Source organism: Desulfosporosinus burensis (assembly GCF_054657535.1).
On record NZ_BAAHYN010000021.1, the window covers coordinates 37,106 to 62,805 of the forward strand.

Genomic DNA, 25,700 nt, shown 5'->3' on the forward strand with positions numbered 1-25,700 from the left:
GCTGAACGGAGGAAAGTGAAGTGTCCAAAAACAAAGAGTTTACACGTCGAGAAGTCATTTGGATGGGTGCTTTAGGGGTTGTTCAGCTAGGAATTCTAGGAACAGCGGCCTCGGGATTCTGGAACTTCAAGACCAACCAAGAACGTCCTAAGATTCAGCTTTCTCAGCTACAGGCTCCTCCAAAACAGGAACCTGAATTGGAAGGGAAACCCGTGTTAAATATTGCGGTGGCTTCAATTATCTCGCCGATGGAAAATGTTAATCTTTATGGGGATTTGCTTAATATCATCGGAGAGCGTGTCGATATGAAGGTCAAGATGGTTCAACGGCAAAACTATACTGAGACGAATCGTCTGATTGAAGCCGGAGAAGTCCAATTAGGGTTCATTTGTTCAGGGGCTCTGGTGGGGGACGTTGGGAAAAATCAAATCAAACAAATTTTGGTTACCCCGCAAATTGCCGGGTCTGCTACGTATAGGTCTTATATCATTGTTCCTTCATCGTCAAGGGCGTCTTCGCTTCTAGACTTAAAGGGGAAATCCTTCGCTTACATGGACCCTTTATCGTATTCAGGGCGTATTGCACCTCAAGTGATGCTGAAAAGAAAGGGATATCAACCCGATAACTTTTTTAGGCAGACGATTTTCACCTATGGTCATGAGAAGTCGATTCGAGCGGTGGCCGAAGGTATTGTTGACGGAGCCGCTGTTGATAGCTTAATTTATGACCTGACAATTACACGTGATGCAAGCATTATGGGAAAGATTAAAGTGGTTGATCAATCAGAAGAGATGGGGAACCCTCCGGTCGTTGTCTCGCATAAGGCTGACCAGGAATTCATAGCAACTTTAAAGAATGTTTTGCTGACCATGCATATGGATGAACAGGGGCGAAAGGCGATGGCACTTTTGCATTTTGAACGTTTTGTTCATCCAGACCAACAGCTCTATGATAAAATCCAAGCGATAGCACAAGAAATAGGCTTGGCTTGAAATGATTAAAATGACGAAACGAATTACTAAGTATTTCACTTCTCAAACACTTCAAGAAATCCAAGAGGCGGTCCCCCTTTCTGTCAAAATTATGGGGATTGTTGGAGTATTTATATGCTTATTGGGCTTAACTGTAATTATTGATATGCGGTCTAATATGACCAAAATTTTAGATGATCAAATGAGGAAACGAGCGGTTACGATTGGGAACCAAGTAGCTGCCGAAAGCATGAATCTGATTCTCGTGGGGGATTTAATCGGCCTTTACGAGAAGACAAAAATGGTTTCATTGCATAATGAAGATGTTCGCTACGTTCTTATCTTAGATGAGAAGGGACATTTAGTGGCGCATAACTTCGGACAAGGGATTCCAGTGGGCTTACTGGGATTACGCCAGCTTGAGAAAGACCCTACCGGAGCGGTTGTGATAGAAATCGATTCCGAAGAGGGTACTATACTTGACGTCCTAGTTCCCCTTGGGAAAAATACAGGCTGGGTGCGTATCGGCATGTCTGAAGCCAATATGAATCGAACCATTGATGCTCTCTCAATAAAGCTTATGGTGACAACTATAGGAATTACTATCTTAGGTTTGTTCGGTGGCTTTATCATGTCTCATTTTTTGACGCGACCTATAAAACGCTTGGTTGACGCGAGCATAGCCGTGGCTGAAGGAGATTTTAGCCAACGAGTGGGCATTGGGGGGCAGGATGAGATCGGACAGCTCGGTCATTCGTTTAATGGAATGGCGGAAAGCTTGGAACGATATACTCAAGAAAGAGAAGCATTATTGGCAGAGTTAATGGACAAAGAACAAATTCGCCAACAATTACTGAATAAAGTGATTACGGCGCAGGAAGAGGAGAGAAAGCGAATAGCTCGCGAACTTCATGATGAGACGGGTCAAAGTTTGACGTCCTTGATCATTGGGCTGAAACTTCTAAGTCAGGAAAATGACTTGGAGCATACAAGAGGCATGGCGGAAGATTTGAGAAGAGTTGCCTACCTGACGTTAGAAGATGTGCATCGCCTAGCGGTTGAACTGCGCCCTACAGTTTTAGATGACATGGGTTTGGTCGCGGCTCTGGAACGTTATGTCACCGAATACAAACGCCAACAGGAGCTTATGGTGGTAGATCTTGAAGTTCATAACCAAGTGATGGAACGCTTACCAAGTGAAGTAGAGACGACTCTATACCGAATTGTACAAGAAGCACTGACAAATGTAGCAAAATACGCTAAGGCTCGTAATGTCAGTATCGTTTTGGAGATTCGCCCAGAGGGTGTGAATCTGATTATAGAAGATGATGGAGTAGGATTTGATGTAGAGCAGGTTTTAAGTGAAAGAAACCAGGGACGTCAAAATCTAGGGCTTGCTGGTATGCAAGAACGGTCAGCACTGTTTGGTGGAACCTTCGAGATTGAATCCGAACCGGGTCGGGGGACTACGCTGTATGTCAGGTTGCCGTTAGAAAGGGGGTGGAAGCATGAACGAAAAAACACGAGTGTTGCTGGTCGATGACCATACGATCTTGCGTACCGGATTAAGAATGTTTTTTAATTCTCAGAAGGATATGGTGGTGGTTGGCGAAGCAGTGTCTGGAGAGGAGGCCTTGGAAAAGGTACAAATACTCCAACCTAATGTGGTTATTTTAGACATTTCCATGCCAGGCATGAGTGGAGTTGAGGCCATTGCTCGGATTAAGCAATTAACTCCGGACGTTGGGATTCTCATGCTGACCATGCACGAGGCAGAAGAGTATCTTCAGCAGGCAATGCAGGCAGGTGCCAGTGGATATGTTTTGAAAAAAGCTGCAGATTCTGAACTCTTAGAGGCAGTACGTGCGGTGGCCCGCAAAGAAATATTTCTTCATCCCGCGATGGCGAGCATGCTTATTCAGTCCATCTACCATCCGGAAATCAGAGAAAACTCTAAAAAAAGTATCAATTTAACCGGTCGCGAAACAGAGGTTTTAAAGTTAGTTGCCTTAGGGCATACCAATAAAGAAATTAGTGAAAAATTAGCCGTCAGCATTAAAACGGTCGAGACGCACAAGGCTCGGATCATGGAGAAGACCGGGTGCGAAAGACGTTCGGAACTCGTTCGCTATGCTATGCAAGAGGGCTATATTTGATGAGAAAAACCCCAATTCCTTAAATGCTGTTATGTATTTGAAAAGATATTGGGGTTTTACATTTTCCCCCTTCGTAAAAACCCTGATAGATTTTCAGGGTTTTTACTGATTTTTATACAAACCATTTTATGTAATAATGAAAGTAAGTACAAAGTCAAAATATATTACAAGGAGGAAGACCATGGCTCAAGATGATATTATCATTACGATGCAGAAAGAGGTAGAAGCCGCGTTGGCTCGGGCGGCCGAGTCAGTAAAGTGGGGCATGTTAATCGATACACGCAAATGCGTGGGTTGCCATGCTTGTACCATCGGTTGTGTCTCTGAATACAAACTTCCCCCCGGAGTGGTTTACCGTCCGGTCATGGAAGAAGAGACAGGGGAGTATCCAAAGGTCAAACGTTCTTTTTTACCTCGACCTTGTATGCAGTGTGAAAACCCACCCTGTGTTAAGGTTTGTCCGGTAGGAGCAACCTTCAAGAGAAAAGACGGAATTGTAGAGATCAATTATGAAAAATGTATCGGCTGTCGATCCTGTTTAGCTAATTGCCCGTATGGGGCTCGGACATTTGACACTGGAAATTACTATACTGAGGATACCCCACAACTACAGCCTTATGAGACAGCAACGTTTTATGAATATGGGAAGAACTATTCAAGAACGGGACATGGCTCACCGGTTATTGGAAGCGCCCGGAAATGTCATTTTTGTACTAGCCGTATAAAAGTAGGAATCTTACCCGTTTGCGTCACAACCTGTATTGGTCGTGCCACTTATTTTGGTGACCTCAATGACAAAAATAGTCTTATCAGCAAGGTGCTAAGTTCTGGAAAACCTACTCGTTTAAAAGAAACCTTGGGGACAGGACCTCAAGTATATTATCTATAGGGGGTGATAGTGCATGAATAAACTAAGTCAATGGGTTTTAGGTTTATTAGCTTTGATCGGTATCGGTTCTGCGGTCGGCAAAGCGTTTATCTGGGGAGATTCGGTCGTCAATTACGGCAGTTACGTCCCCTGGGGACTATGGGTCAGCCTATATATTTTCTTGGTCGCTGCAGCTGCAGGAGCTACGTGGTTTGGCTTTTATTTGGGTTATAAAAACAATTCCGTGCGTTGGATTAAATTGGGTTTTGGTTCTGCGGCCATCTCGCTGATGGGGGCGCTAGCTTTTATCGCGCTCGATTTGGGCAAACCAATGAAAGGAATTAGCATCTTCTTTTCTCCATCGTTTTCCTCGCCTTTAGCCTGGGCGTCATGGGGGTATGCCCTGTTTATTGTTACTGTGGCAATTATTATGTTAAAAGGAATTTCAAGTGTACGATCACCCTTAGTCTATCTAGGTTTAGGTTTATCGATCCTATTTCTTGGGGCTGAAACCTTGTTTTTTGGGGATATGATCGCCCGTCCTCTTTGGAACAACTGGGGTAGTGCCTTCGCCTTTGTCACGTCAGCGATTGTGGCAGGGGGAGCTTTGATCTACGGAGTGGCTGCCCTGTGGGCGACTGATTTGCTTCAGCAAGCCGGAAATGGACTGCGTAAGCTATTATTGTATGCTATTGTCATGCATCTAGTGGTAGAAGTAGGACATCTTGCCTTAGAAAGAAATTTGCCGGAAGCCATGGCCCAAATGACGGACTGGAGATTCTGGGTCCTGTTTGTAGGACTTGGTGGAGTAGTAGCTACTTATCTCTTGACTAAACCAGCAACGGCACTTTTTGGAGTACTCCTGTCGTTAGTTGGAATATTGGCCTATAAAGTCACGTTTGTTACGGCCGCGTTTACTCAGCCGGATTTAGGCGGATTGACGGAGGCGTTCCAAGATTCTAGATTGAGCCTTAGCTATACACCGTCGATCGTAGAATGGTTGGTTGCAGTTGGGCTCCTATCAACTGTAGTTTTGGCAATTTATTGGTTGATTCCCAAAGTTTTAGTTGACCATACTGAGGGTTCAACAAAATCGAATAGATCAGTTAACGTTTAAGAAAAGGAGGTAAAACGATGAGTAAGAAAGAAACGGACGGACTTGAGCAAATACTCACCAAAAAGAAGATTAGTCGTCGAACATTTTTAACGGGAGCAACAGTCGCTACTGGCGCAGCGTTTGTTGGCGGAAGCCCCTTATTTCTTGACATGCAGAAGAGAGCCATTGCTGGTACGGATGGACAGGAGTACGGATTTAACAATCCGGAAACTATCATTAATTCCTCGTGCTTGCAGTGTAATACAGGTTGCCCTATTAAAGTAAAATCCGGTGAGGGAATCCCCTTAAAAATCGAGGGAAGCCCCTATTCACCCTGGAACCTCTATCCTCATTTACCGTACAATTCTGATTACAAAGCCACGATTAGCAAAGTGGACGCGGCCATCTGTCCAAAAGGGCAGGCTGGACTCCAGGCTTACTACGATCCTTACCGAATCCGCAAAGTTCTGAAACGAGTTGGCAAGCGAGGAGAAAACAAATGGGTTGGCATTCCGTTTGAACAAGCTCTAGAGGAGATTGCCAACGGAGGCAAACTCTTTGCCAATGTACCGGGAGAGGAAGACCGCGTAGTAGAGGGCCTCAATCAGATACGCGCGGTGAAAGATGCCAAACTTGGGAAAGAGATGTCCGAGGAGATCAAGAAAATCCTCGCAGAGAAAGACAAGGACAAGAAGCAACAGCTCGTAAATGAGTTTAAGGATAAATTTAAAGAGCATTTAGATAAATTAATTGATCCGAAACATCCGGATTTCGGGCCGAAGAATAACCAATTTGTTTTTAATTGGGGACGCTTAAAAGATGGTCGCGGGGACATACTCAAGCGCTTTACCATCGGAGGTATGGGCTCCACCAATGCCCACGGTCATACAACAGTATGCCAAGGTTCTCTTTACTTCACAGGTAAGGCAATGAGTGAACAATGGCAATATGATGCAGCAAAGAATGGAATGTCCTGGACAGGAGGAAGTAAATTCTATTGGCAAGGAGAGTACACAGGAGCGGAATTTATTCTTTTTGTAGGGGCTAACCATTTTGAAGCTAACTATGGACCGCCGCTTCAGACTTCCCGTATTATAGACGGTCTTTCGTCCGGGCGTCTCAAGTTTGCCTGCATTGATCCACGCTTCTCGAAACTTGCTTCCAAAGCGTGGAAATGGTTACCGGCTAAACCCGGAGAAGATGCTGGGGTTGCTATGGGTATGATTCGCTGGATCATTGAAAACCGACGCTACGATGCTAAATTTTTAGCGTGTGCTAATAAGGCGGCTGCTAAAGCGGCTGGAGAACCGACATGGTCCAATGCTGCTTGGCTTGTGAAGATTGAAAACGGAAAACCAGGTACTTTTTTACGGTCGCACGAAATCGGTGGTACAAAAGTTAAGAAGACCACGAAAGAGGGCCTGGAATATGAAGATGAACTGTTTGTCGTCTTTAAGGACGGCAAACCGGTCATGCTTGATCCTAACAGTGAGACCGAGGCTGTTACTGGGGATTTGCTCGTAGACACCGAAATCAATGGGATTAAAGTTAAGAGCGCTCTGATGATTCTGAAAGAGGAAGCTAGTAAGAAAACTATTGCAGAATGGGCTGAACTTGCAGGGGTAGAAGCGGGGGACATTGAAATTCTGGCTAAGGAATTTACGAGCCATGGCAAAAAAGCGGTGGTCGATATCCATCGTGGACCTTCCCAGCATACTAATGGCTTCTATAACAACTTTGCCTGGTTTACGCTGAATGTTTTGAACGGTAATTTCGACTACAAAGGAGGATTTATTAAAAAATCCGACTACAGTCCAGCCGGTGCCAAAGAAGGTCAGGTCTATAAGGTGGCAAATCAACCGGGTAAATTACAGGAATTTGGGGTCTCTTTGATTCGCCACAATGTGAAATACGAAGATACAACAATCTTTAGTGGGTATCCTGCCAAACGGCCTTGGTTCCCCCTAGCTAGTGATGTCTACCAGGAGGTTCTTCCTTCTATGGGAGATGCTTACCCTTATCCTTGTAAAGCATTATTCCTGTATATGGGTTCACCCATTTACACGTTGCCGGCAGCTGGCCCTTTGGTTGATATTATCACGGATGTTAAGAAAGTCCCGTTGTTTGTAACGTTTGATATTACCGTGGGCGAGACTTCGGTCTTTGCAGATTATATTATCCCAGATCTTACGTATCTGGAACGATGGGAATTCCAAGGGGGCCATCCGAGTATTCCGCATAAAACTCAACCGATCCGCCAGCCGGCTGCGCCACCGCTCACAGATAATGCGAAAGTCTATGGACAGGAAATGCCGATGAGTTTTGAGAGCTTCCTTCTAGGCCTCGCCGAGAAGATGAATCTGCCTGGTTTTGGTCCTGATGGTTTTGAAAAAGGAGTTCCTCTAACCCATCCAGATCACCTCTACTTGAAACAAGTTGCTAATGTAGCGACGGATGGAAAACCCGTTCCAGATGCTAATGAGGAGGAAGAGAAGATTTTCCTAGCTGCTCGGAAGCATCTTCCAAAATCGATCTTTGATCCAGAACGTTGGAAAGAAGCATGTGGCGCTGCAAACTGGAAAAAGGTAATCTATGTTCTAAACCGTGGTGGACGCTTCCAGGATGATTCGGACACCTACGATGGAGAAAAACTGAAAAACAAGTATGGAGCACTCATTAATATCTACCAGGAGAAGACCGCCAAGACCAAAAATACCATGACGGGTAAGAGCTTTATTCCTCATGCAGCTTATGTAGCCGGCCCAGCGGACTGTGCAGGTAAATTACTAACTGATGAGGAAGATGGTTTTCCCTTTAGCTTGATTACCTATCGCCCAATTCATCATACCAAGTCTAGAACGGCTGGGAACTACTGGCTGTTAGCGCTGGAGAAAGAAAACAGCGTAATGATGAATGCGGCTGACGGGGAAAAGCTGGGAATCAAAGATGGGGATAAAGTTCGTCTTCTTTCGGCGACTAACCCAGATGGTGTCTGGAAGCTGGGACCGCAAGGCGAAATTCAGATGGTAGCGAAAGTGAAATTGGTCCAAGGGATACGTCCTGGAACCGTAGCTTTCCACGTGAGCTTTGGCCACTTTGCCTATGGATCTCGCGATATTACCGTGGATGGTAAGGTTATCAAAGGGGATCCCCGGCGAGGTAAAGGAACGCATTTCAATCCAGTGATGCGAGTAGACCCTGTTCTTAAAAATGTGGGGTTACAGGATCTTACGGGAGGCAGTATTTGCTTCTATGATACTCGTGTGAAGGTTATTAAAGCTTAATTTTTAAAAGGGTCTGTAACAAAACTTGTTTTCTAGTTTGTTACAGACTCCTTTTGTTTTACCCCCTTCGTATTGCTGACAGTGAACTCGTTCCCTAAAGTTGAACATCGAGACTTCGGTAGGGGAGTCTACCCCCACCGAAGCAGAGTACGGGATACCACTCTCACTTGTAGAAGTGGGAGTCTCACGATTGGATCAATGCGATTTATGTACGTGATGTTAGCACTTTTTAGTTTTGTATCTTACTAAGTTTTGCCATACAATAGTGACACGGAAGAATAGGATATGCAACGTGACAACGAACTTCAGGCGAACTAATTAAGTTACGATCAGCAAAAAATAAGGGGGAGCAGGGATTGTGTTAGAACTAAAATTTAAACCAAAAGTTAATGGTACTGAAGCTTGTCCCTTATGCGGGGAGATTGGTCACAAGGTAACAAAGACTACAGTGGAACATCAACTAAAGGACAATATTGCGCTATTGGGAGAACAGTTTTTCCTGTGCAGAACCTCAGAATGCATAGGTCGGTTATTTTACAGGGGACAGACAGATATTGACTGGGAACACTTAAAATCAAAGATTTGGTTTAAGAAAAATATTGTTCCTCCAATTCCTATTTGCTATTGTGCCAGCGTTACAGAAGAGGAAATCCTTTACCACATAGCGGAGTCGCAGTGTTGTTCAACATTGGAGGATATTAAAAGGCACACAGGGGCCAGTGTAGGGCGTGAATGCTTAACCAAGAACCCGGCGGGTGGCTGATGTAGTGCCGTGGTGCAATCGGTGATTGCCAAAGGTTTAAGTATGAGAAATTCAAGGAATCCTTTATAGTTTAAATATTGGATTTGCATTAAAATATATATTATAATATTATTAATTAAGAATAGGAAAAAGATTCGGGAGGGTTCTACGTGAAAGAACAAATAATATCCATGAAAAGTGATTTTTTTAAAGCCCTAGCGCACCCTACTCGAGTACGGATCCTTGAGCAATTGGCAAAACGAAACGACGAAGTCTGTGTCTGTGAGCTGATTGATGATTTGGGCATAGAACAGTCGAATTTGTCCCAACACTTAAGCATATTGCGCAAACAACAGATTATTGTATCGACAAAAGTGGGTTTGAAAGTAATGTACCGTATTAAATACCCAGAAGTATTGATAATTCTAGACAAAGTTCAGGAAATCCTTGCTCAACAATTCAGAGAAGGGGAAGCTTTGATGAGGCATCTGGCCGAACGCTAAGAAGCTGGAAATGTACTTCTGCGAAAGTTGAAAATTACTTTGAAAGGGATTGAGGAAGTTGGAGATTAAAATTTTAGGTTCAGGTTGTACGAACTGCACGAAGCTAGAAAAGGTGACTAAAGAGGGGATTGCGGAACTAGGGATTGTAGCTCAAGTTGAAAAGGTCGAGGACATGCATAAGATTATGTCTTATGGGGTTATGAGTACACCTGCTCTCGTGATTAACGGCGTAGTTAAGCTGACTGGGAAGGTTCCGAATAAAGCACGGATTATTGAAATTCTAAAAAAAGAGATGGATGCCTAATGAAAAGTTCCCACTCCACTGTAGCTCAGTGTTGTGGGAGCTTTTTTGAAGAATTCCATGGTTGTAGGGTCTTGAGAATGATAATTGTAACTTCTTCTACCTTCTATTAAAAATAGTTGCAATATTAAAAAACTAAGCAGGATTAATATGTTTAACGTGGAATACAATCTTACAATAATATGCAATGATAATAAATGAGGGGGAGTTATGTGTATAAAAGAATAATGGTTCCAACAGATGCCTCAGAATTTTCGCGTCGGTCTTTAATAGCTGCCTTGGAACTTGCTAGGAAATTCCAAGGGGAAGTGGTTCTTCTATTCGTCACCTACACCCCAGAAGCGTACTGGGGCTATAATCCAGCTTATACTATCGAAGTATCTAAAGAACAAATCGAAGAGACAGCGGAGCAGACGTTAATGGCCACCCTTGAAGGAATTGATGTGGGTGACGTTCCCTTGAAGAAGAAGAAAATCCCTGGACATCCGTCGAGCGTGATTTTAGAAGAAATCGGCAATGAGAATATTGACTTAGTTGTCATGGGGAGTCATGGATACGGTCCGATTGCTGGAACAGTGTTGGGCAGTGTGAGTCAGCGCGTTCTCCGAAAATCAACCTGCCCTGTTCTAATCGTAAAGTAAATTCTTGTCAGCAATGATAAATGAGCGCTACCCAATATTGAAGAGCTGTTGACGATTAAACCTCGTTAACAGCCCTTTTCCTTTTAAATGGCTACTATTTTCAAAAGCTATTATTTTACGAACCACTAATACTTTTAGTAAGGCGAGCTCTCTTTCTCTAGGGATTCGGACTGACCGGCTTATCGTAGAGCAGGATCATTATAATTCAGGGCAGAGTTTTCATTAAGCTTTATACAGAAACCATTTACAGGTGTTCAACTCATATTTGAGTTCATACAGTTTTAAGAGTCCGTTCATTTCACTTTGACAACGAAAAAGAATCATGCGATTACCGGCAATTTTCTCTTCGGAGCGGGTTACCACTCGGTCAACTTTGACCACGATGCTCGCGGCGTCAGCGGAAGTTAGCTTATAGCGAATCGGATTGGGGGTTCCCTCTTGTGTGAACCAAGCAATCATTTCGATCGGTTGCATTAATATTTTCATACGTATCACTCACCTTTATAGAATCTAGACAAGCGGGTACAAATGTTTGACTGACGTAAGTGCGTAGAAAATGTCTCCACAAGGGATAATAAGATTAGTATCACAAGAATTACTTTACCAGAACAAATGTTCCGTGTAAAGAGTTTCCATCCTTTAATATACTCATACTAGACAATGGAAATATTGACCTGGGCTTAGAACTCAGGGATGGTAGATAAAAAAATCATAGTTATTAAGCGTTGAGAAGAATTTTTATAAGTAAAGCAGGATTCAAATAATAGGATGAAGAATTATCATCAGTAGGTTAGGGTTAAAAAGATTTAGGAGGTAGCACTAGTTGTGTTTAAAAAGATATTAGTGGCAACCGATGCTTCGGAGTATTCTCGTCGAGCGTTAATAACTGCATTAGAACTTGCTGGAAAATTTGGTGGGGAAATCGAGCTTTTGTTCGTTATGTACATTCGAGAAGCTTACTGGGGTTATAATGTAGCTTATAGTGTTTTAGTTCCGCCAGAACAAATTGAAGATGCAGGGAAGCTCGCCTTAGAAGCAACGCTTGAAGGTATCGATGTGGGGAATGTCACTTTGAAGAAAAAAGTAGTTGAGGGATATCCGGCGACTATGATTCTCGAAGAAGTTGAGCAAGAGAGCATAGATTTAGTGGTCATGGGGAGCCATGGTTACGGTCCAATTGCCGGTTCGGTGTTAGGCAGTGTGAGCCAGCGCGTTCTTCAACGAGCAGAATGCCCTGTTCTAATCGTAAAGTAATCACGAACGACCATAGTTAAAATTGATTATAACAATTGGTGGGTAATATTGATTGATTCTTGCTAAAATGGTATCTTCAATTCAAGACAAATGAGTTAGAAAGAGTTTGAAGAATTGAAGGAGGTTGAGGCATGTTCAAAAAGATATTAGTGCCCACAGATGCTTCTGAGTATTCACGTAGAGCGTTGCAAACTGCTTTAGATCTTGCCCGAGAATTACAGTCCGAAATTGAACTTCTATTTGTCACCTATACTCCAGAAGCTTATTGGGGCTATAATATGGCTTATCTCATGCAAGAAATTACGCCGAACCAAATTGAAAAGGCAGGAAAGCTTACGTTAGAAGCAACTATCAAAGGAATCGATGTTAAAGGTGTCCCCTTAAAGGAAAGAATGATACAGGGACAACACCCATCGAGTGTTATTTTAGAAGAAATTCTCAATGAGAATATAGACTTAGTGGTTATGGGGAGTCATGGTTACGGGCCAATCCATGGAGCAGCATTAGGTAGTGTGAGCCAGCGCGTTCTCCGAAAAGCAGCGTGTCCTGTTCTCATCGTGAAATAATAAAGCAAATGTTATACACTGATTAAAAGGCTGTTGGCATTAAGGTCAACAGCCTTTTAATCAGTGTATTGTTTGGAGGTATAGGTTAAAACGGTAGCCCTATCCGTCGAATGAGCGCAAACCCTGCTCGCTTTGCGAGGGGGAGAAATACTTTGCGTAGAAGTGGAAGGCCAACACGCCGAGCAAGGGGAATTCCTACTTTTTGTGCCAAGGGAGGGCCAATGTGCTGGGCGATGGGAAGCCCTATTTTGCGAGCTAGAGGAGGCCCAAATTGTCTCATTAGAGAAGGTCCATATTTTTTTATAAGGATTCCAACTTGCTGTTGCCAGAGGTCGGAAGATTCTGGTGCAGTGGAAGAGGCTTGCGCTAAAGAATTAAGTTGCTTCTGAACAGAAGTGGGCTGGGTTACCGGTTGGATTATAGATTGAACTTTGGGGGGAGTTGCTTGAGGAGGCGGTGTAGAAATTTGCTGTTTAATAGATGATGGTCCTAGTCCCTGCCGCGGAACAGGGTTAGTACCCTGTCGCTGAATTGGGGAGAACTTGTTCTGTTGATTCGGAGAATAACTCCGTTGCCCCATCAACGATTTCATGGGCAAGCCCCCTTTTTATAAATCTGAAGACACCTTAGTAATAATACATAATATGATATAAATGGATTAATGTTCCATGTTGAGTTAATACTACAGGCGTAGATGTTTTAAATCAGATAATCCACGTTTAAGACATCCGCTTCGATAAGTGGGTGTTCCATATTGAAGATCTTCAAAAAATTATTAAGCTGTAACCAATAATAAAGGAGTAAATCCGCAAGACCTCGAAAAGATATAATCTATGTTCGAAAAAAATGATTTTTACTTGGAACAATTATGGAGTAAGTCTTGTGCTATTAAGCAAAATTCAGGAGGCGGAAAACATGGCTGAAAATCAAGAAGATCAGGAAAAGAAATTAAGCTTTTTAAAACGAAAAAACATAATATTTTCTGTCAAAAGATATGGTATTGATGCTTTAGGTGCGATGGCTTTGGGATTATTCTCCAGTCTTATCGTAGGACTTATTCTTAAAGTAATTGGAGAGCAAACTGGATTACAATTTCTTATTGATTTTGGTAAACAGGCTATGGGAATGATGGGGCCAGCCATCGGTGTAGCTGTAGCCTTTGGCTTAGGAGCTCCTCCGCTTGTATTGTTTGCTTCTACTATTACTGGTATGGCAGGGGCTGCTGTTGGAGGACCCGTCGGTGCCTTCGTGGCAGCCGTCATGGGGGCTGAATTTGGAAAATTGGTTTCCAAAGAGACAAAAGTGGATATTATTGTAACTCCTGCTGTTACCATCTTGGTGGGTGTCGCTGCTGGAACCTTTATTGGACCACCCTTAGCAGAATTTATGAAATGGCTGGGATCAGTCATAATGATGGCGACAGAACTCGCCCCAATTCCGATGGGTGTTTTGGTTTCTGTGCTGATGGGCGTAGTATTAACCTTGCCAATTAGTAGTGCTGCTTTGGCTATGATGCTTGTATTAGGAGGTCCCGCTGCGGGAGCGGCAACAGTTGGTTGTGCTACACAGATGGTTGGGTTTGCAGTAGCAAGTTATCGTGAGAATGGATGGGGAGGTTTAGTTTCCCAAGGGTTAGGAACCTCCATGCTCCAAGTACCTAATATTGTTAGAAATCCGTTGATATGGGTGCCTGCCATATTAGCCAGCGCAATTTTAGGCCCCTTAGCTACAACTATATTGCCGATGTCTAACATCCCAGCTGGTGCTGGCATGGGTACCTCAGGGTTAGTAGGACAGTTTGGGACAATCGCAGCTATGGGTATGAGTACTAGTGTCTTAATCAAAATTGGATTATTACATTTCGTTTTACCCGCGGTTCTGACTTTGGCTATTTCGGAGTTCATGAGGAAAAAGGGTTGGATTAAGTTTGGGGATATGAAGTTAGATATTTAGTTCTATTGCCAAACAACCTCCGATAATGGTAAAAAATAGAACGCAAAAGGACCCTTAAAACCTTTAGATTTTAAGGGTCCTTTTCCATAAGATTTATTTAGCGAGAGCGATCGCTTCGATTTCCACAATAGCATCCTTAGGTAAACGTGCAACTTGAACAGCTGAACGAGCCGGGGGGGTATTCGGAAAATAGGTGGCATAAACGGCATTCATCGCAGCGAAATCATTCATGTCTTTCAGAAAAACCACGGTTTTTACGACGTCGTCCATGGAAGAGCCTGAGGCTTCTAGGATTGCTTTGACATTATCTAAGGATTGTTTGGTCGCTCCTTCAATATCAGCGACCAATTCTCCACTTTGCGTGTTGATAGGGAGCTGTCCGGATGTGAAAATTAAGTTTCCTACTTTAACCCCTTGAGAATAAGGGCCAATGGCTGCGGGTGCATTTTGGGTATTGATTGTTTGTTTATTCATGTGATCTACCTCCTTGAAATTGTCACGGATTGACGCATGACACAACTATTTAAAAGTATACCTGATTTTGTAGGAATAAACCAATCAAGATATTAAAATTTAAGGCTGCGAGATTATTTTGTACTGATTGGACGGATTTTATCAATTCATTGAGGGTTGAACTTTGCTTATGATATAATTCGTTGCCAGAATTTATTTCGACATCCATTTGAACAGTTCAATAAGGGAGGTAACCATGATGGAATTTCTGGAACGTGTAATTCAGATTGATTTCGAAGACCGCTTGGGTTTGGGAATGGAGATCTTTGCGAGCTGCGAAAGAACTGGGGTTGACAAGATTGGGATGGAAGTCATTCCAGATCAGGGCATGTTTATTAAATTCCGTGGTACTTCTGATGAGCAGGTTCAAAGCTTAATAAGAGATTTAGAAACGGTTAAAGGGGTTCTCTTTGTAAACTTGCGTGATCAGATGCCGTACGAAGAGCGAGAACATGAGTTAAGAACTATTTTGAACTCTGTCAGCGAAGGGATTGTGGCCGTTAATAAAGAGGGAGAAATTATTCAAATTAATGAAGTGGCCTGTAAAATATTTCACTGTTCAGCTGAAGATGTAATCGGATCAGATGCTGAGGATCTGTTTCAAGAGAACGCTCCCATTCTAGAAACCCTTAAGACAGGACGATCTTATCAGCTCGAGGAACGAGAATTTAAAAAGGGAAATCGAGTGATTCATTTTTTGACGACAGGTGTTCCAGTGCTCAATGCCAAAGGGCAGATCATTGGAGCGGTTGCCACCATGAAAGATTTCCGTCAAGTAGAAGAGATTATTTCAAAAGTAGACAGACAAAAACACTTACTGTCCTTCGAGGGCATTATTTATCAGAGTGCCAAGATGCGCCATGTTATTGAAACCGCTAAAATGGTGGCTAAAGGAAACTCAACAGTCTTATTGCGAGGGGAAAGTGGAACAGGAAAAGAGTTGTTTGCTCGAGCGATTCATATGGAAAGTTTGCGTAATCAAGCTCCCTTTATTGCTATTAATTGTGCGGCCTTACCGGATAGCTTGCTGGAAAGCGAACTCTTTGGCTATGAAGAAGGTTCGTTCACAGGGGCCGCGAAAGGGGGAAGGAAGGGGCTTTTTGAACAAGCAGAACATGGAACCATCTTTTTAGATGAAATTGGGGAAATTGCAGCCCAGGTTCAGGTAAGGTTGCTGCGGGTTTTGCAAGAGGGCACGATTCGCCGGGTTGGAGGAACCAAGGAAGTTTCGGTAGATGTTCGCATTGTTGCTGCGACACATCGTAATCTGGAAGAAATGATCCAAAGGGGAGAATTTCGGGAAGACCTATATTATCGCTTAAATGTTATCCCCTTGCGGATTCCTCCCCTTCGCGAACGTCCTGAGGATATTCCTTTGGTCGCTCAATACTTGATACGCAAGATTTCTGAGAAGTTAGAGAAACCTGAGATCCATATAACTAAAGAGAGCATGGACTGGTTGATGGTTCAAACTTGGCCAGGAAATGTTCGACAGCTTGAAAACACGCTGGAACGAATTATCAATGTCATGGATTCCGCTGAAATTACGCCTCGTCTTTTCTATGAGTGGGCAGATTTAGCTTCTACCCAACAACTTTTAAAAACTGAAGAGGAAGACTTTCAAATAAAGATTCCGATAAATAACGAATGGCCGACCTTGAAAAAAATTGTGGGCGACGTTGAGAAGCAAGTTCTCATACGGGTTTTGGACACTCATTCGTCTTCTAGAAAAGCTGGAAGGATACTCGGAGTTTCCAATACAACAATCTTAAATAAGATGAAGACTTATGGGATTGACTAGTAAAATAATGAATTCGAGAGTGACAAGTATTTTTATCACTGATAAGAATACTTGTCACTATTTCTTATCAACTGATTAATAAACTTTGAAATGAGTTTAAAAACCCTATATGTAAAAGTGGCCAGGTAAGGGCATTCTAATACCTAGAAGAGCATTTTGAATAATTTCTATTTCATCTGCCAATGGCACACATTTTGCATTCTATATGATTTGGACTTTAATATCTCATCTAATAAAAATAACGTAGATAAAGGGAGGAAACTAAAATGGCTAGAAAAGCAGAACCATATCGCATTAAAATGGTGGAATCCATGCGTATGATTTCTCGTGAAGAGCGTTTGATAAAACTTCAAGAAGCGGGGTACAATCCCTTTCTTTTAAAAGCAGAAGACGTTTACATTGATCTGCTCACAGATAGCGGAACTGGCGCTATGAGTGATAAACAGTGGTCAGCCTTGATGCTCGGAGATGAGTCCTATGCTGGAAGCAAGTCTTTTTTAAAAGTGAAGGATGCTGTGAAAGGGATCTTTGGGTATGACTATGTTATTCCGACTCACCAAGGACGTGGAGCAGAGCAAGTCCTCTTTCCCCATTTGAAAAAACACAACGGACAATTTGTCCTTGGCAATATGCACTTTGATACAACCATGGCTCATATCGAAATGAATGGCATGGTCGCAGTAAACATGGTTATTGAAGATGCCTTCGATACGCAAAAGGAGCATCCCTTTAAGGGCAACTTCGATCTAGAAAATCTTGAGAAGTTCATCGTTGAAAAAGGCCCTGAAAACATCGCCTTCATTATCGTCACAATTACCTGTAATTCCTCGGGAGGACAACCGGTTTCTATGGAGAATTTCCGCGGGGTTCGGAAAATCGCGGACAAATATTCCTTGAAGATCGACATTGACTCCGCTCGTTTTGCTGAGAATGCTTATTTTATAAAAAAGCGTGAACCAGGGTATGAAAATAAGAGCATTCAAGAGATTGTTAGAGAAATGTATGATATGGGTGACTACTTCACGATGAGTGCTAAGAAAGACGCCATTGTCAATATGGGCGGGCTGATCGGGATTAAGAATGAAAAAGAATTGTATCAAAATGCCTGTACGAGCTGTGTGCCTATGGAAGGCTTCGTAACTTACGGCGGGCTCTCTGGCCGTGATATGGAATGCTTAGCGGTTGGACTCTATGAAGGTCTGGACTTCGACTATCTCGAAAGTAGAATTGGACAGGTGGAATATCTCGGAGAAGAACTTCGGAAGCGTGGTATTCCCATCCAGTGGCCTGTCGGTGGGCATGCTGTTTTCGTGGATGCTGGAAAGTTCCTTCCTCATATTCCTGCCGAACAATTCCCGGCGCAAGCCCTTAGTAATGAATTATATCTGGAGGCGGGTGTCCGTCCGGTCGAAGTAGGTTCACTATTATTGGGCCGTGACCCGGAGACCGGGATTCAAAAGAAAGCAGGCGTGGATTTCATGCGTTTAACCATTCCGCGTCGTGTCTATACGGATCGTCATATGGATGTAGTAGTGGATGCTCTCGCAGCAATTTGGGAACGTCGGGACCAAATCAAAGGTTTGGAATTTACCTATGAGCCCAAAGTGCTTCGTCACTTCCTATGTAACCTTAGACCCATTGAAGGTTAATTTTGATCGCGGTTAGTAATAGCAACTTAGAAGCAGATTCGTGATAGTAGTGTTATCGTTTTTCGATAAAGGCTGGTTAAGGATTAACTGAGTTAATTCTTTAACCGGTCTTTTTTGATATATCGGACCTCCATGCCGCTATACGGCACCACTGACGAATGAAATGAATTCTTATTTCAGGTTCTGCTTAAATTTGTGTTAAAAGGACCGTCCCTTCGACACACTTCGACACATGCTTAATTTTGTGTTAAAAGGACCGTCCCCTTGACACGCCCGCCCTTGACACGCCTGTGACACACTAGTATTTTATGGATATTAAAGGAGAATCCTATCTATTGGAAGAAGGAATAAAAATAATCAGGCAAACAAGAAAGACGTGTTAGCAAGCATTTAATGAAAAGGTCAGGGCAAAGCAATAATATTTATGATGTTAAAGGAGAGTGCTGGTATATGGGTTTGGTCTATACGGTATTTGTTCCGCATCCGCCACTTCTCGTCCCAGAGGTTGGGAAGGGAGAAGAACGCAAGTGCCAAGCGAGTTTGGATGCTTATTATGAGATAGCACGGCGTCTTGCTCAGGCAGAAGTTGAGACGGTGGTTCTGATTTCTCCGCATGCACCGCTGATTAAAGACGGGATCACTCTCGCCGTAAATGATTCTGTTCAAGGGAATTTTACTCAGTTTGGGGCCGGACAAGTAGGCTTGTCGTTTGCGAGTGACCCTAGGATTATTACGCAATTTACAGAAAATCTATCGAGGGTGGTCCCGATGCGGGGAGCGATGGATCATGGCGCATTTGTACCGCTTTATTTTTTACAAAAGTCAGGGTGGAACGGTAAGGTTGTTCTGGTGGGAATGCCCCTGGAGCGGCCGGAAGAGTATGGTGCACGTATGGGAAAAATCCTTGAAGACTTACCTGGACGCTATGCCCTGGTGGCTAGTGGGGATCTCTCCCATCGTTTGAAAGAGGACGGGCCGTACGGCTTCGATTCGGCTGGGCCGGAGTTTGACCAATTTATATTCAAAGCGCTTCAGGGGGATGCGAAAAAGATTGCCGATTTACCGGCTGACCTTGTCGAAAAAGCAGGCGAATGTGGGTATCGGAGTCTTCGCTTGGGGTTGGCTGCTAAAGAAGGAGCACCTGAAGTACTGTCCTACGAAGGACCGTTTGGAGTGGGATATCTAGTGGCAGATCTGTATCATTCCTCACCCTTGCCGCAGTGGGCACGACATTGTCTTAAGGGCTATTTACAGAAGAATGATCTGGTTACGTCGGATTTACCCGACATATCCTCATCTGAGTTTGCTGTGAAGAGGGGATGTTTTGTAACGCTAAAACATAACGGCCAACTGCGCGGATGTATTGGAACAACCGAGCCTTGGCAGGAAAACCTAGCGTTGGAAATTCAACATAATGCGATTGCTGCCGGAACCCAAGATCCGCGTTTTAGGCCCGTTCAAATAGATGAATTGGACTCCCTGAACTTTACTGTGGATGTCTTAGGTGAACTTGAGAAAATTGCAGGACCGGAAGAGTTGGATCCTTGGAGGTATGGAGTCGTGGTTCGCCAACGTGGGAAAAGCGGACTTTTACTCCCCCATTTGGAAGGAGTCGATACGGTTTCAGACCAAATCAGTATTGCTAAACAAAAAGCGGGGATTTCAGTGGGAGACCCAGTGGACCTTTGGCGCTTTGAGGTTAAACGACATTATGAGTAATACAAATGATGTAGATAATCTAAACAAGTTAAGTAACAGTAACCCCAAAAAGATAAGTAACACGACTTATGAGAATAAAGATTCCTACCGTGCGAGTTGTTTGTTGTGTCCACAGCGTTGTCAATTAAGTCATGGGCAGTCGGGACGGTGTCATGCCCGAGAAAACCGCGCGGGAGAGGTCGTATCTAAAACCTATGGTGAAGTGGCAGCCTGGAATATAGATCCGATTGAGAAGAAGCCCCTTTACCATTTTCATCCCGGTTCTTGGATTTTCTCCGTCGGGGGTTTTGGCTGTAACTTAAGCTGTTCGTTTTGTCAGAATCACGAGATATCTCAGCAACATCAAGTTGGGAGAAAAGTCACTCCTGCTGAGCTTGCGGACCTTGCCGGGCAGGAGCGGAAGTCGATAGGGCTCTGTTTTACCTATTCGGAGCCGAGCGTGTGGTTTGAGATGATCAGGGATACCGCTCCCCTCGTGCGAGCTCAAGGGGGGCAGGTCGTATTAGTGAGTAACGGAACGATTTCGCCACGCTTTCTCGAGGAATTGATTCCATGGCTGGATGCCGTCAATATTGATATTAAAGCATTCACGGAGGAGTTTTATCAACACTATTGTGGAGGCAAACTGGCTTGGGTTTTAGACAATGTCGAGCGTTTGGCTGGGCGGGTTCATTTGGAACTGACAACTCTTGTCATTCAAGGGGCTAATGATGATCCACAGGAGCTTACCGAATTGGCAAGATGGCTACGCGAGCTCAATGTTCCACTGGCGTGGCATTTGAGTGCCTACCATCCCGCTTATCGACTCGCGGTCCCGCCTACAGAGCGAAAGACCTTGGAACGAGCATGGGATATAGCCAAAGAGTATCTTCCCTATGTGTATCTAGGCAATGTCAGAGGTGGAAGCACGACGTTTTGTCCCCAGTGCGGCGAAGCGGTAATTCAACGTGAACCTGTCTTGGTTAATCGACTGATGGACCAAGGGTCTTGTCCGAAATGTCGTGCTGCTATTTTCGGGGTTGGTATGATATGATGAATTGCAGTTTCCTAAAATTTATAATTAATAACCCAACGTAAAGGAGCCTTCTAACTGTGCAACTCTTATTCCTAATGATTCAACAAATCGGCTTGATCGTGGCAATCGCGTTTATCCTAACGCGGCTAACTGCGTTTCGTAACCTAATCGATCATAAACTCGACCGCTGGACGATCATTAAACTATCGATAGTATTTGGGTTATTCGGAATCGTCGGCACGTATACCGGGATTTCGATTCGACCCAGTTCCAACTCTTTTCTTTGGATTCCCCGCGTAGAGGCAATCGGCTTTGAAGAGGCTCTCGCGAACTCACGGGTCGTGGGTGTCGCAATCGGTGGACTTTTAGGGGGACCTTGGGTTGGTCTGGGAGCAGGGCTGATCGCGGGTATACACAGAAACCTTCTCGGTGGCTTTACTGGGATAGCCTGTGGGATTTCCACAGTGATGGCAGGGTTAATCGCCGGCCTCGTTTATCTTAAGATCGGGAATCGTAGAATTGTCCCTACCTCAAAAGCACTATTAACCGGAGTTATTGCAGAGACGGCCCAAATGCTGATCATCCTTCTCATCGCTAGACCCTGGGAAAGTGCGGTTGCCTTGGTTCAAGTCATTGCCCTCCCGATGATCCTGGCAAATAGCCTAGGAATCGCACTTTTCGTCGCGATTATCCGATCTGTCATACACGAAGAGGACCGGATCGAAGCCAATCAGGCTCAAAAAGTCCTCCATATCGTCGATCAAATGCTGGTCAATCTCCGGAGAGGACTCACTGAAGAATCCGCAACCCAAATTTCTAAGCTTCTTCTAAAAACAACGGGTGCTTCCGCAGTCTCGATTACGGATCATGAAAAAATCCTCTCCCATGTCGGGATAGGGGATGATCATCATTTGCCAGGACACACCGTTTTGACTGATGCGACGAAGCAAGTACTCAGAACTGGAAAACTATATATACCCAAATCCTTAGATGAAATCCACTGTCCGCAAAAAGGGTGTCCGCTTGCGGTAGCAATCATTGTCCCCTTGAAAAAGGCAGACGAAGTGATTGGGGTTTTAAAATTCTATTTTTTAAACCCCAAACAGATTAAACCAGTCGACGAAGAAGTAGCCCAGGGTCTAGGCAAACTTCTCTCGCATCAGCTTGAAGTGGTCGACGCGCAGAACCATGCTCAACTCATCCGAGAGGCCGAGATTAAAGCACTCCAAGCGCAGATGAACCCACACTTCTTGTTTAATTCCTTAAATACAATGGTTGCTCTCGTCCGTACACAACCCGATATGGCACGTAAACTTCTCATTCAACTCGGGTACTTTTTCAGGCAGAATTTAAACGCCTCCCTTCACGAATTCGTCACCCTGAGACAGGAACTCGACCATACCCGTGCCTATCTGGATATTGAACAAGTTCGTTTCACAAAACGCTTAAGTGTTAAACTTGAAATCGATCCTAAGCTAGAAAATGTTCTTTTACCCCCACTTACACTTCAACCTCTTGTGGAAAATGGAATACGTCATGGCCTAAAAGGGCTTGAGAAAACTGGTGAAATCCTCGTTCATGTTACTGAAACTGAAGGGTATGCCTTCATTTCTGTGAAGGACAACGGAATTGGAATTTCCCCAGAACGAACTTCTGAATTACTTCACAGTCGAATCGAATCTCAAGAAGGGACAGGCCTGGCCTTATATAATGTGAACCAGCGTCTTACGTACCATTTTGGCGAGGAATCCCAACTTCATATCGACAGTGAATTGGAGCAGGGAACGTGTGTCTGGTTTAAAGTTCCGCTAAAGCAGGGAGGGAGTATGGCGTGATTTATGTAGTTATCGCCGATGATGAACCACTCGCTCGGGATGAACTGACTTATCTCTTAAAGCAATGCGAAGATATCGAAATTGTGGGAGAGGCGACCCAGGGCACAGAAGCTTTAGAAAAAATCCTAGCCCTCAAGCCTGATGTGGCCTTCTTAGATATCCACATGCCCAATCTCGATGGCTTAACCGTGGCGAGAAAATTGCTCGAAGAGGATCAAAATTTAATGATTGTTTTTGCTACAGCCTATGACAAGCATGCTATTCAAGCCTTTGAAGTCAACGCCGTAGACTATCTTCTGAAGCCTTTTGATGGGGAACGCGTCTTGAAAACGGTGGAGCGAATCCGTCAAAGAATGAGAAATCCCAAGGACGATTCACGGAATAAAACGCTCAATAATTCCCTCATTGGACTTCTGAAAAAAATGGCCGGAGAGAGCGTAGCCGCGGCAGTCGGTCAATTTCAAGCTGCAAAAATCTCAAAACTCGCCGTCCAAGGGGAAGAAAGTGTAGTTTTGATTGATCCTAAAGACATTTTCTATGTCTACCGTGAAAACCGGGATGTCTTCATCAAAACGTCAGACAAAGTGTATTCAACCAAGTACACCTTACAAGCACTGGAAGAAAAATTAGCGAGCTATCCTTTTTTTCGCACCCACCGGAGCTACTTAGTGAATTTGAACTTTGTACAAGAATTAGTCCCTTGGTTTAATGGAGCATACACTATAATTTTAAATGATGAAAAACGTTCCGAAGTTCCCGTGAGCCGAGCTTATGTCAAGGCATTAAAGGATGTACTTGAAATATAGTTCATAATATTTTACAAAACGCACTTAGAAAACTCACTCTCAGACATCAATTTCGACATTATAGCCTTCAATTCAACATCTTCCGCTTAACATGATTTAAACTAAGAACAGGCAGTGAACTTATCCTTAATTCTATTTTAAATCTGTGAGGAGGATTTTTGTGATTACTTTTTTACTTTCATTTGTAGCACTTATCATTGGTTACCTGGTCTACGGTAAGTTTGTCGAAAAGGTTTTTGGAATCAATGAAAACCTTGAAACTCCAGCCTATACCAAAGCGGATGGAGTCGACTATGTTCCCATGGACTCAAACAGAGGGAGTCTCGTACAACTCTTAAACATCGCCGGTCTGGGGCCAATCTTTGGACCGATCGCGGGTGCTTTATGGGGTCCAGTCGCTTTTATCTGGATCGTTCTCGGAGGAATTTTTGCCGGTGCAGTACACGACTATTTTAGTGGTATGCTTTCCGTGAGAAACGGTGGAGCACAACTCCCGGCTATTGTCAGCAAGTATCTCGGCCGAGGAATGGGTCACTTTGTTAATGGCTTTTCTGTCGTACTCTTGATTCTCGTGGGGACTGTTTTCGTTGCTGGTCCTGCAAAATTGATTGTCACTCTTACTCCTTCTTGGATTAGTTTAAGCGTCGTGACGGCTCTGATTTTTATCTACTATATCTTAGCAACACTTTTACCAATCGATAAGATTATCGGAAAGATCTATCCCCTCTTTGGTCTACTGCTGATTATTATGGCTGTCGGCGTTGGTGTCGGACTGGTTGTTGAAGGATATCATATCCCTGAACTCACCTTGAATAATCTCCATCCTAAGAATTTACCCATGTGGCCTTTACTCTTCATCACGATCGCCTGTGGTGCGATTAGTGGATTCCATGCAACCCAATCTCCGCTTATCGCCCGTACGATGCAAAATGAAAAACACGGCCGTAAAATATTCTATGGCATGATGATCGGAGAATCTGTTATTGCCCTCATTTGGGCTGCTGCAGGAATGGCAGTCTTCGATGGAACGGGTGGGTTACAAGCAGCTTTAGCAGCGGGCGGACCAGCTGCAGTCGTCCGCACAGTATCTATTACCCTGCTTGGATCCATCGGTGGAACTCTTGCCATTATGGGGGTTATCATTCTCCCGATTACTTCCGGGGATACCGCATTCCGTGGTGCTCGACTGGTTATCGCTGACTTCTTTAAAATGAACCAAAGGCCTATCTCCAAACGCTTGGCTATCTCCATTCCCCTTTTTGTTATCGCTTTCGCCTTGAGCAAGATCGACTTTAACTTCCTCTGGAGATACTTCTCTTGGGCGAACCAAACGACAGCTATGATCCTTCTTTGGGCTGCTGCTATGTACCTCGTCAAGGAAAAACGCCTTCACTGGATTGCAACAATTCCTGCCATCTTCATGACGGCAGTTACCTTCACCTATCTCTTACAAGCTCCAGAAGGATTCGGTCTATCCACTAGCATTTCCTATCCGGTCGGACTCTTAATTACCGCCGGAATCGCGTTACTCTTTGCCAGCAAAGTGCGTAAAGAACGCAAAAATGGGATTTCATAAGATGATCGTTTCCCAAGTAGACCTTCAGGTGAATTTATCGGAACAGGCCATTGAATATATTCAAAAACATGGTGGAATCCTCACCCTCGACGAAGCTCCCCAAACCGGATGTTGCACAAACATCGTCTTCGTCGGAGCGCATCTCGGAAAGCCTGAAGAAGAAGGGTACTTCGGAATCAAAGAACAAGACGGGATACAGATCTACTACGACCCGTTCATTATCAAGAACGATAAACACTATGAAGTGGTTTTAGAAGGTTTATGGAAGTGGAAGACTCTTCGGGTATATTAACGATAAAAAGGTGACTCAAGGCAAATAAGCTTTGAGCCACTTTTTTTGTACTATCAGAAAGTATAAATTTCGGGTAAGCATAAGTGCAACTAAGGCGGCCGCCTTCGCCAAGGCTTGGCGCCAGCCAAGTTTTCTTTATACTTCTAACAAAGAAGAAAC

At 43.9% G+C, this 25,700-nt stretch carries 24 protein-coding genes; 21 read left to right on the forward strand and 3 right to left on the reverse strand.

Annotated elements, in window-relative coordinates; all coding sequences use genetic code 11:
• Nucleotides 1–20 precede the first annotated feature (20 nt).
• The 10 genes from ACYQ3Q_RS25930 (at nt 21) to ACYQ3Q_RS25975 (ending at nt 10,562) form a co-directional block, all read left to right on the forward strand.
• Nucleotides 21–992, forward strand: a complete 972-nt coding sequence (locus tag ACYQ3Q_RS25930; RefSeq protein WP_459931308.1) for a substrate-binding domain-containing protein — start codon at nt 21–23, stop codon at nt 990–992.
• 10 nt (nt 993–1,002) lie between these two features.
• Nucleotides 1,003–2,514: an ATP-binding protein gene (locus ACYQ3Q_RS25935; protein ID WP_459931309.1), complete on the forward strand. Its 1,512-nt coding sequence runs from the start codon at nt 1,003–1,005 to the stop codon at nt 2,512–2,514.
• Entirely contained in the window at nt 2,480–3,127 is a 648-nt protein-coding gene (locus ACYQ3Q_RS25940) for a response regulator transcription factor (protein ID WP_459931310.1), read from the forward strand. Before ACYQ3Q_RS25935 ends, ACYQ3Q_RS25940 begins: the two co-directional genes overlap by 35 nt.
• 181 nt (nt 3,128–3,308) lie before the next feature.
• The gene (locus tag ACYQ3Q_RS25945) at nt 3,309–4,016 is read left to right on the forward strand and encodes a 4Fe-4S dicluster domain-containing protein (RefSeq protein WP_459931311.1); all 708 of its coding nucleotides are present in this window, start codon (nt 3,309–3,311) and stop codon (nt 4,014–4,016) included.
• A gap of 13 nt (nt 4,017–4,029) precedes the next feature.
• A complete protein-coding gene (gene nrfD / locus ACYQ3Q_RS25950; protein WP_459931312.1) occupies nt 4,030–5,112 on the forward strand; it encodes an NrfD/PsrC family molybdoenzyme membrane anchor subunit in 1,083 nt (360 codons plus the stop codon).
• A gap of 17 nt (nt 5,113–5,129) precedes the next feature.
• Nucleotides 5,130–8,375, forward strand: a complete 3,246-nt coding sequence (locus ACYQ3Q_RS25955) for a molybdopterin-dependent oxidoreductase (RefSeq protein WP_459931313.1) — start codon at nt 5,130–5,132, stop codon at nt 8,373–8,375.
• A gap of 358 nt (nt 8,376–8,733) precedes the next feature.
• Nucleotides 8,734–9,207 (forward strand): (2Fe-2S)-binding protein, encoded by a 474-nt coding sequence (locus ACYQ3Q_RS25960; protein ID WP_459931314.1) that lies wholly within the window; start codon nt 8,734–8,736, stop codon nt 9,205–9,207.
• Nucleotides 9,208–9,287: 80 nt separating this feature from the next.
• Nucleotides 9,288–9,620, forward strand: a complete 333-nt coding sequence (locus ACYQ3Q_RS25965; protein WP_459931315.1) for an ArsR/SmtB family transcription factor — start codon at nt 9,288–9,290, stop codon at nt 9,618–9,620.
• Nucleotides 9,621–9,678: 58 nt separating this feature from the next.
• Entirely contained in the window at nt 9,679–9,924 is a 246-nt protein-coding gene (locus ACYQ3Q_RS25970; protein WP_459931316.1) for a thioredoxin family protein, read from the forward strand.
• 209 nt (nt 9,925–10,133) lie between these two features.
• Complete coding sequence (locus tag ACYQ3Q_RS25975; RefSeq protein ID WP_459931317.1) at nt 10,134–10,562, forward strand: universal stress protein; 429 nt, start codon at nt 10,134–10,136, stop codon at nt 10,560–10,562.
• Nucleotides 10,563–10,784: 222 nt separating this feature from the next.
• Here the strand turns inward: ACYQ3Q_RS25975 and ACYQ3Q_RS25980 are convergent, their stop codons facing one another.
• On the reverse strand, nt 10,785–11,048 hold the full coding sequence (locus ACYQ3Q_RS25980; RefSeq protein WP_459931318.1) for a hypothetical protein: 264 nt from the start codon (nt 11,046–11,048) through the stop codon (nt 10,785–10,787).
• Between the two features lie 339 nt (nt 11,049–11,387).
• On the opposite strand from ACYQ3Q_RS25980, the gene ACYQ3Q_RS25985 reads away from it, so the two are divergent.
• Nucleotides 11,388–11,816 carry a universal stress protein gene (locus tag ACYQ3Q_RS25985; protein ID WP_459931319.1) on the forward strand — a complete coding sequence of 143 codons (429 nt, stop codon included), beginning with the start codon at nt 11,388–11,390 and terminating at the stop codon, nt 11,814–11,816.
• A 131-nt stretch (nt 11,817–11,947) separates the two neighbouring features.
• Nucleotides 11,948–12,382 carry a universal stress protein gene (locus tag ACYQ3Q_RS25990; RefSeq protein WP_459931320.1) on the forward strand — a complete coding sequence of 145 codons (435 nt, stop codon included), beginning with the start codon at nt 11,948–11,950 and terminating at the stop codon, nt 12,380–12,382.
• An 85-nt stretch (nt 12,383–12,467) separates the two neighbouring features.
• Here the strand turns inward: ACYQ3Q_RS25990 and ACYQ3Q_RS25995 are convergent, their stop codons facing one another.
• Nucleotides 12,468–12,974 (reverse strand): hypothetical protein, encoded by a 507-nt coding sequence (locus ACYQ3Q_RS25995; protein ID WP_459931321.1) that lies wholly within the window; start codon nt 12,972–12,974, stop codon nt 12,468–12,470.
• Nucleotides 12,975–13,297: 323 nt separating this feature from the next.
• Between ACYQ3Q_RS25995 and ACYQ3Q_RS26000 the strand changes: the two genes are divergently transcribed.
• On the forward strand, nt 13,298–14,335 hold the full coding sequence (locus ACYQ3Q_RS26000; protein ID WP_459931322.1) for a PTS sugar transporter subunit IIC: 1,038 nt from the start codon (nt 13,298–13,300) through the stop codon (nt 14,333–14,335).
• A gap of 93 nt (nt 14,336–14,428) precedes the next feature.
• Here ACYQ3Q_RS26000 and ACYQ3Q_RS26005 read toward each other — a convergent pair whose 3' ends face one another.
• On the reverse strand, nt 14,429–14,809 hold the full coding sequence (locus tag ACYQ3Q_RS26005) for a RidA family protein (protein WP_459931323.1): 381 nt from the start codon (nt 14,807–14,809) through the stop codon (nt 14,429–14,431).
• Nucleotides 14,810–15,047: 238 nt separating this feature from the next.
• On the opposite strand from ACYQ3Q_RS26005, the gene ACYQ3Q_RS26010 reads away from it, so the two are divergent.
• The 8 genes from ACYQ3Q_RS26010 (at nt 15,048) to ACYQ3Q_RS26045 (ending at nt 25,541) form a co-directional block, all read left to right on the forward strand.
• The gene (locus ACYQ3Q_RS26010; protein ID WP_459931351.1) at nt 15,048–16,649 is read left to right on the forward strand and encodes a sigma 54-interacting transcriptional regulator; all 1,602 of its coding nucleotides are present in this window, start codon (nt 15,048–15,050) and stop codon (nt 16,647–16,649) included.
• Between the two features lie 266 nt (nt 16,650–16,915).
• The gene (locus tag ACYQ3Q_RS26015) at nt 16,916–18,298 is read left to right on the forward strand and encodes a tryptophanase (RefSeq protein ID WP_459931324.1); all 1,383 of its coding nucleotides are present in this window, start codon (nt 16,916–16,918) and stop codon (nt 18,296–18,298) included.
• Nucleotides 18,299–18,748: 450 nt separating this feature from the next.
• Nucleotides 18,749–20,017: an AmmeMemoRadiSam system protein A gene (amrA, locus tag ACYQ3Q_RS26020; protein ID WP_459931352.1), complete on the forward strand. Its 1,269-nt coding sequence runs from the start codon at nt 18,749–18,751 to the stop codon at nt 20,015–20,017.
• Nucleotides 20,010–21,050 carry an AmmeMemoRadiSam system radical SAM enzyme gene (gene amrS / locus ACYQ3Q_RS26025; protein ID WP_459931325.1) on the forward strand — a complete coding sequence of 347 codons (1,041 nt, stop codon included), beginning with the start codon at nt 20,010–20,012 and terminating at the stop codon, nt 21,048–21,050. Before amrA ends, amrS begins: the two co-directional genes overlap by 8 nt.
• A 59-nt stretch (nt 21,051–21,109) precedes the next feature.
• Nucleotides 21,110–22,867: a LytS/YhcK type 5TM receptor domain-containing protein gene (locus ACYQ3Q_RS26030; protein ID WP_459931326.1), complete on the forward strand. Its 1,758-nt coding sequence runs from the start codon at nt 21,110–21,112 to the stop codon at nt 22,865–22,867.
• A complete protein-coding gene (locus ACYQ3Q_RS26035; RefSeq protein WP_459931327.1) occupies nt 22,864–23,673 on the forward strand; it encodes a LytR/AlgR family response regulator transcription factor in 810 nt (269 codons plus the stop codon). The genes ACYQ3Q_RS26030 and ACYQ3Q_RS26035 overlap by 4 nt, the downstream gene beginning before the upstream one ends.
• A gap of 160 nt (nt 23,674–23,833) precedes the next feature.
• A complete protein-coding gene (locus ACYQ3Q_RS26040; RefSeq protein ID WP_459931328.1) occupies nt 23,834–25,249 on the forward strand; it encodes a carbon starvation CstA family protein in 1,416 nt (471 codons plus the stop codon).
• Nucleotides 25,236–25,541 (forward strand): CC/Se motif family (seleno)protein, encoded by a 306-nt coding sequence (locus tag ACYQ3Q_RS26045; RefSeq protein ID WP_459931329.1) that lies wholly within the window; start codon nt 25,236–25,238, stop codon nt 25,539–25,541. Before ACYQ3Q_RS26040 ends, ACYQ3Q_RS26045 begins: the two co-directional genes overlap by 14 nt.
• Nucleotides 25,542–25,700: the final 159 nt, after the last annotated feature.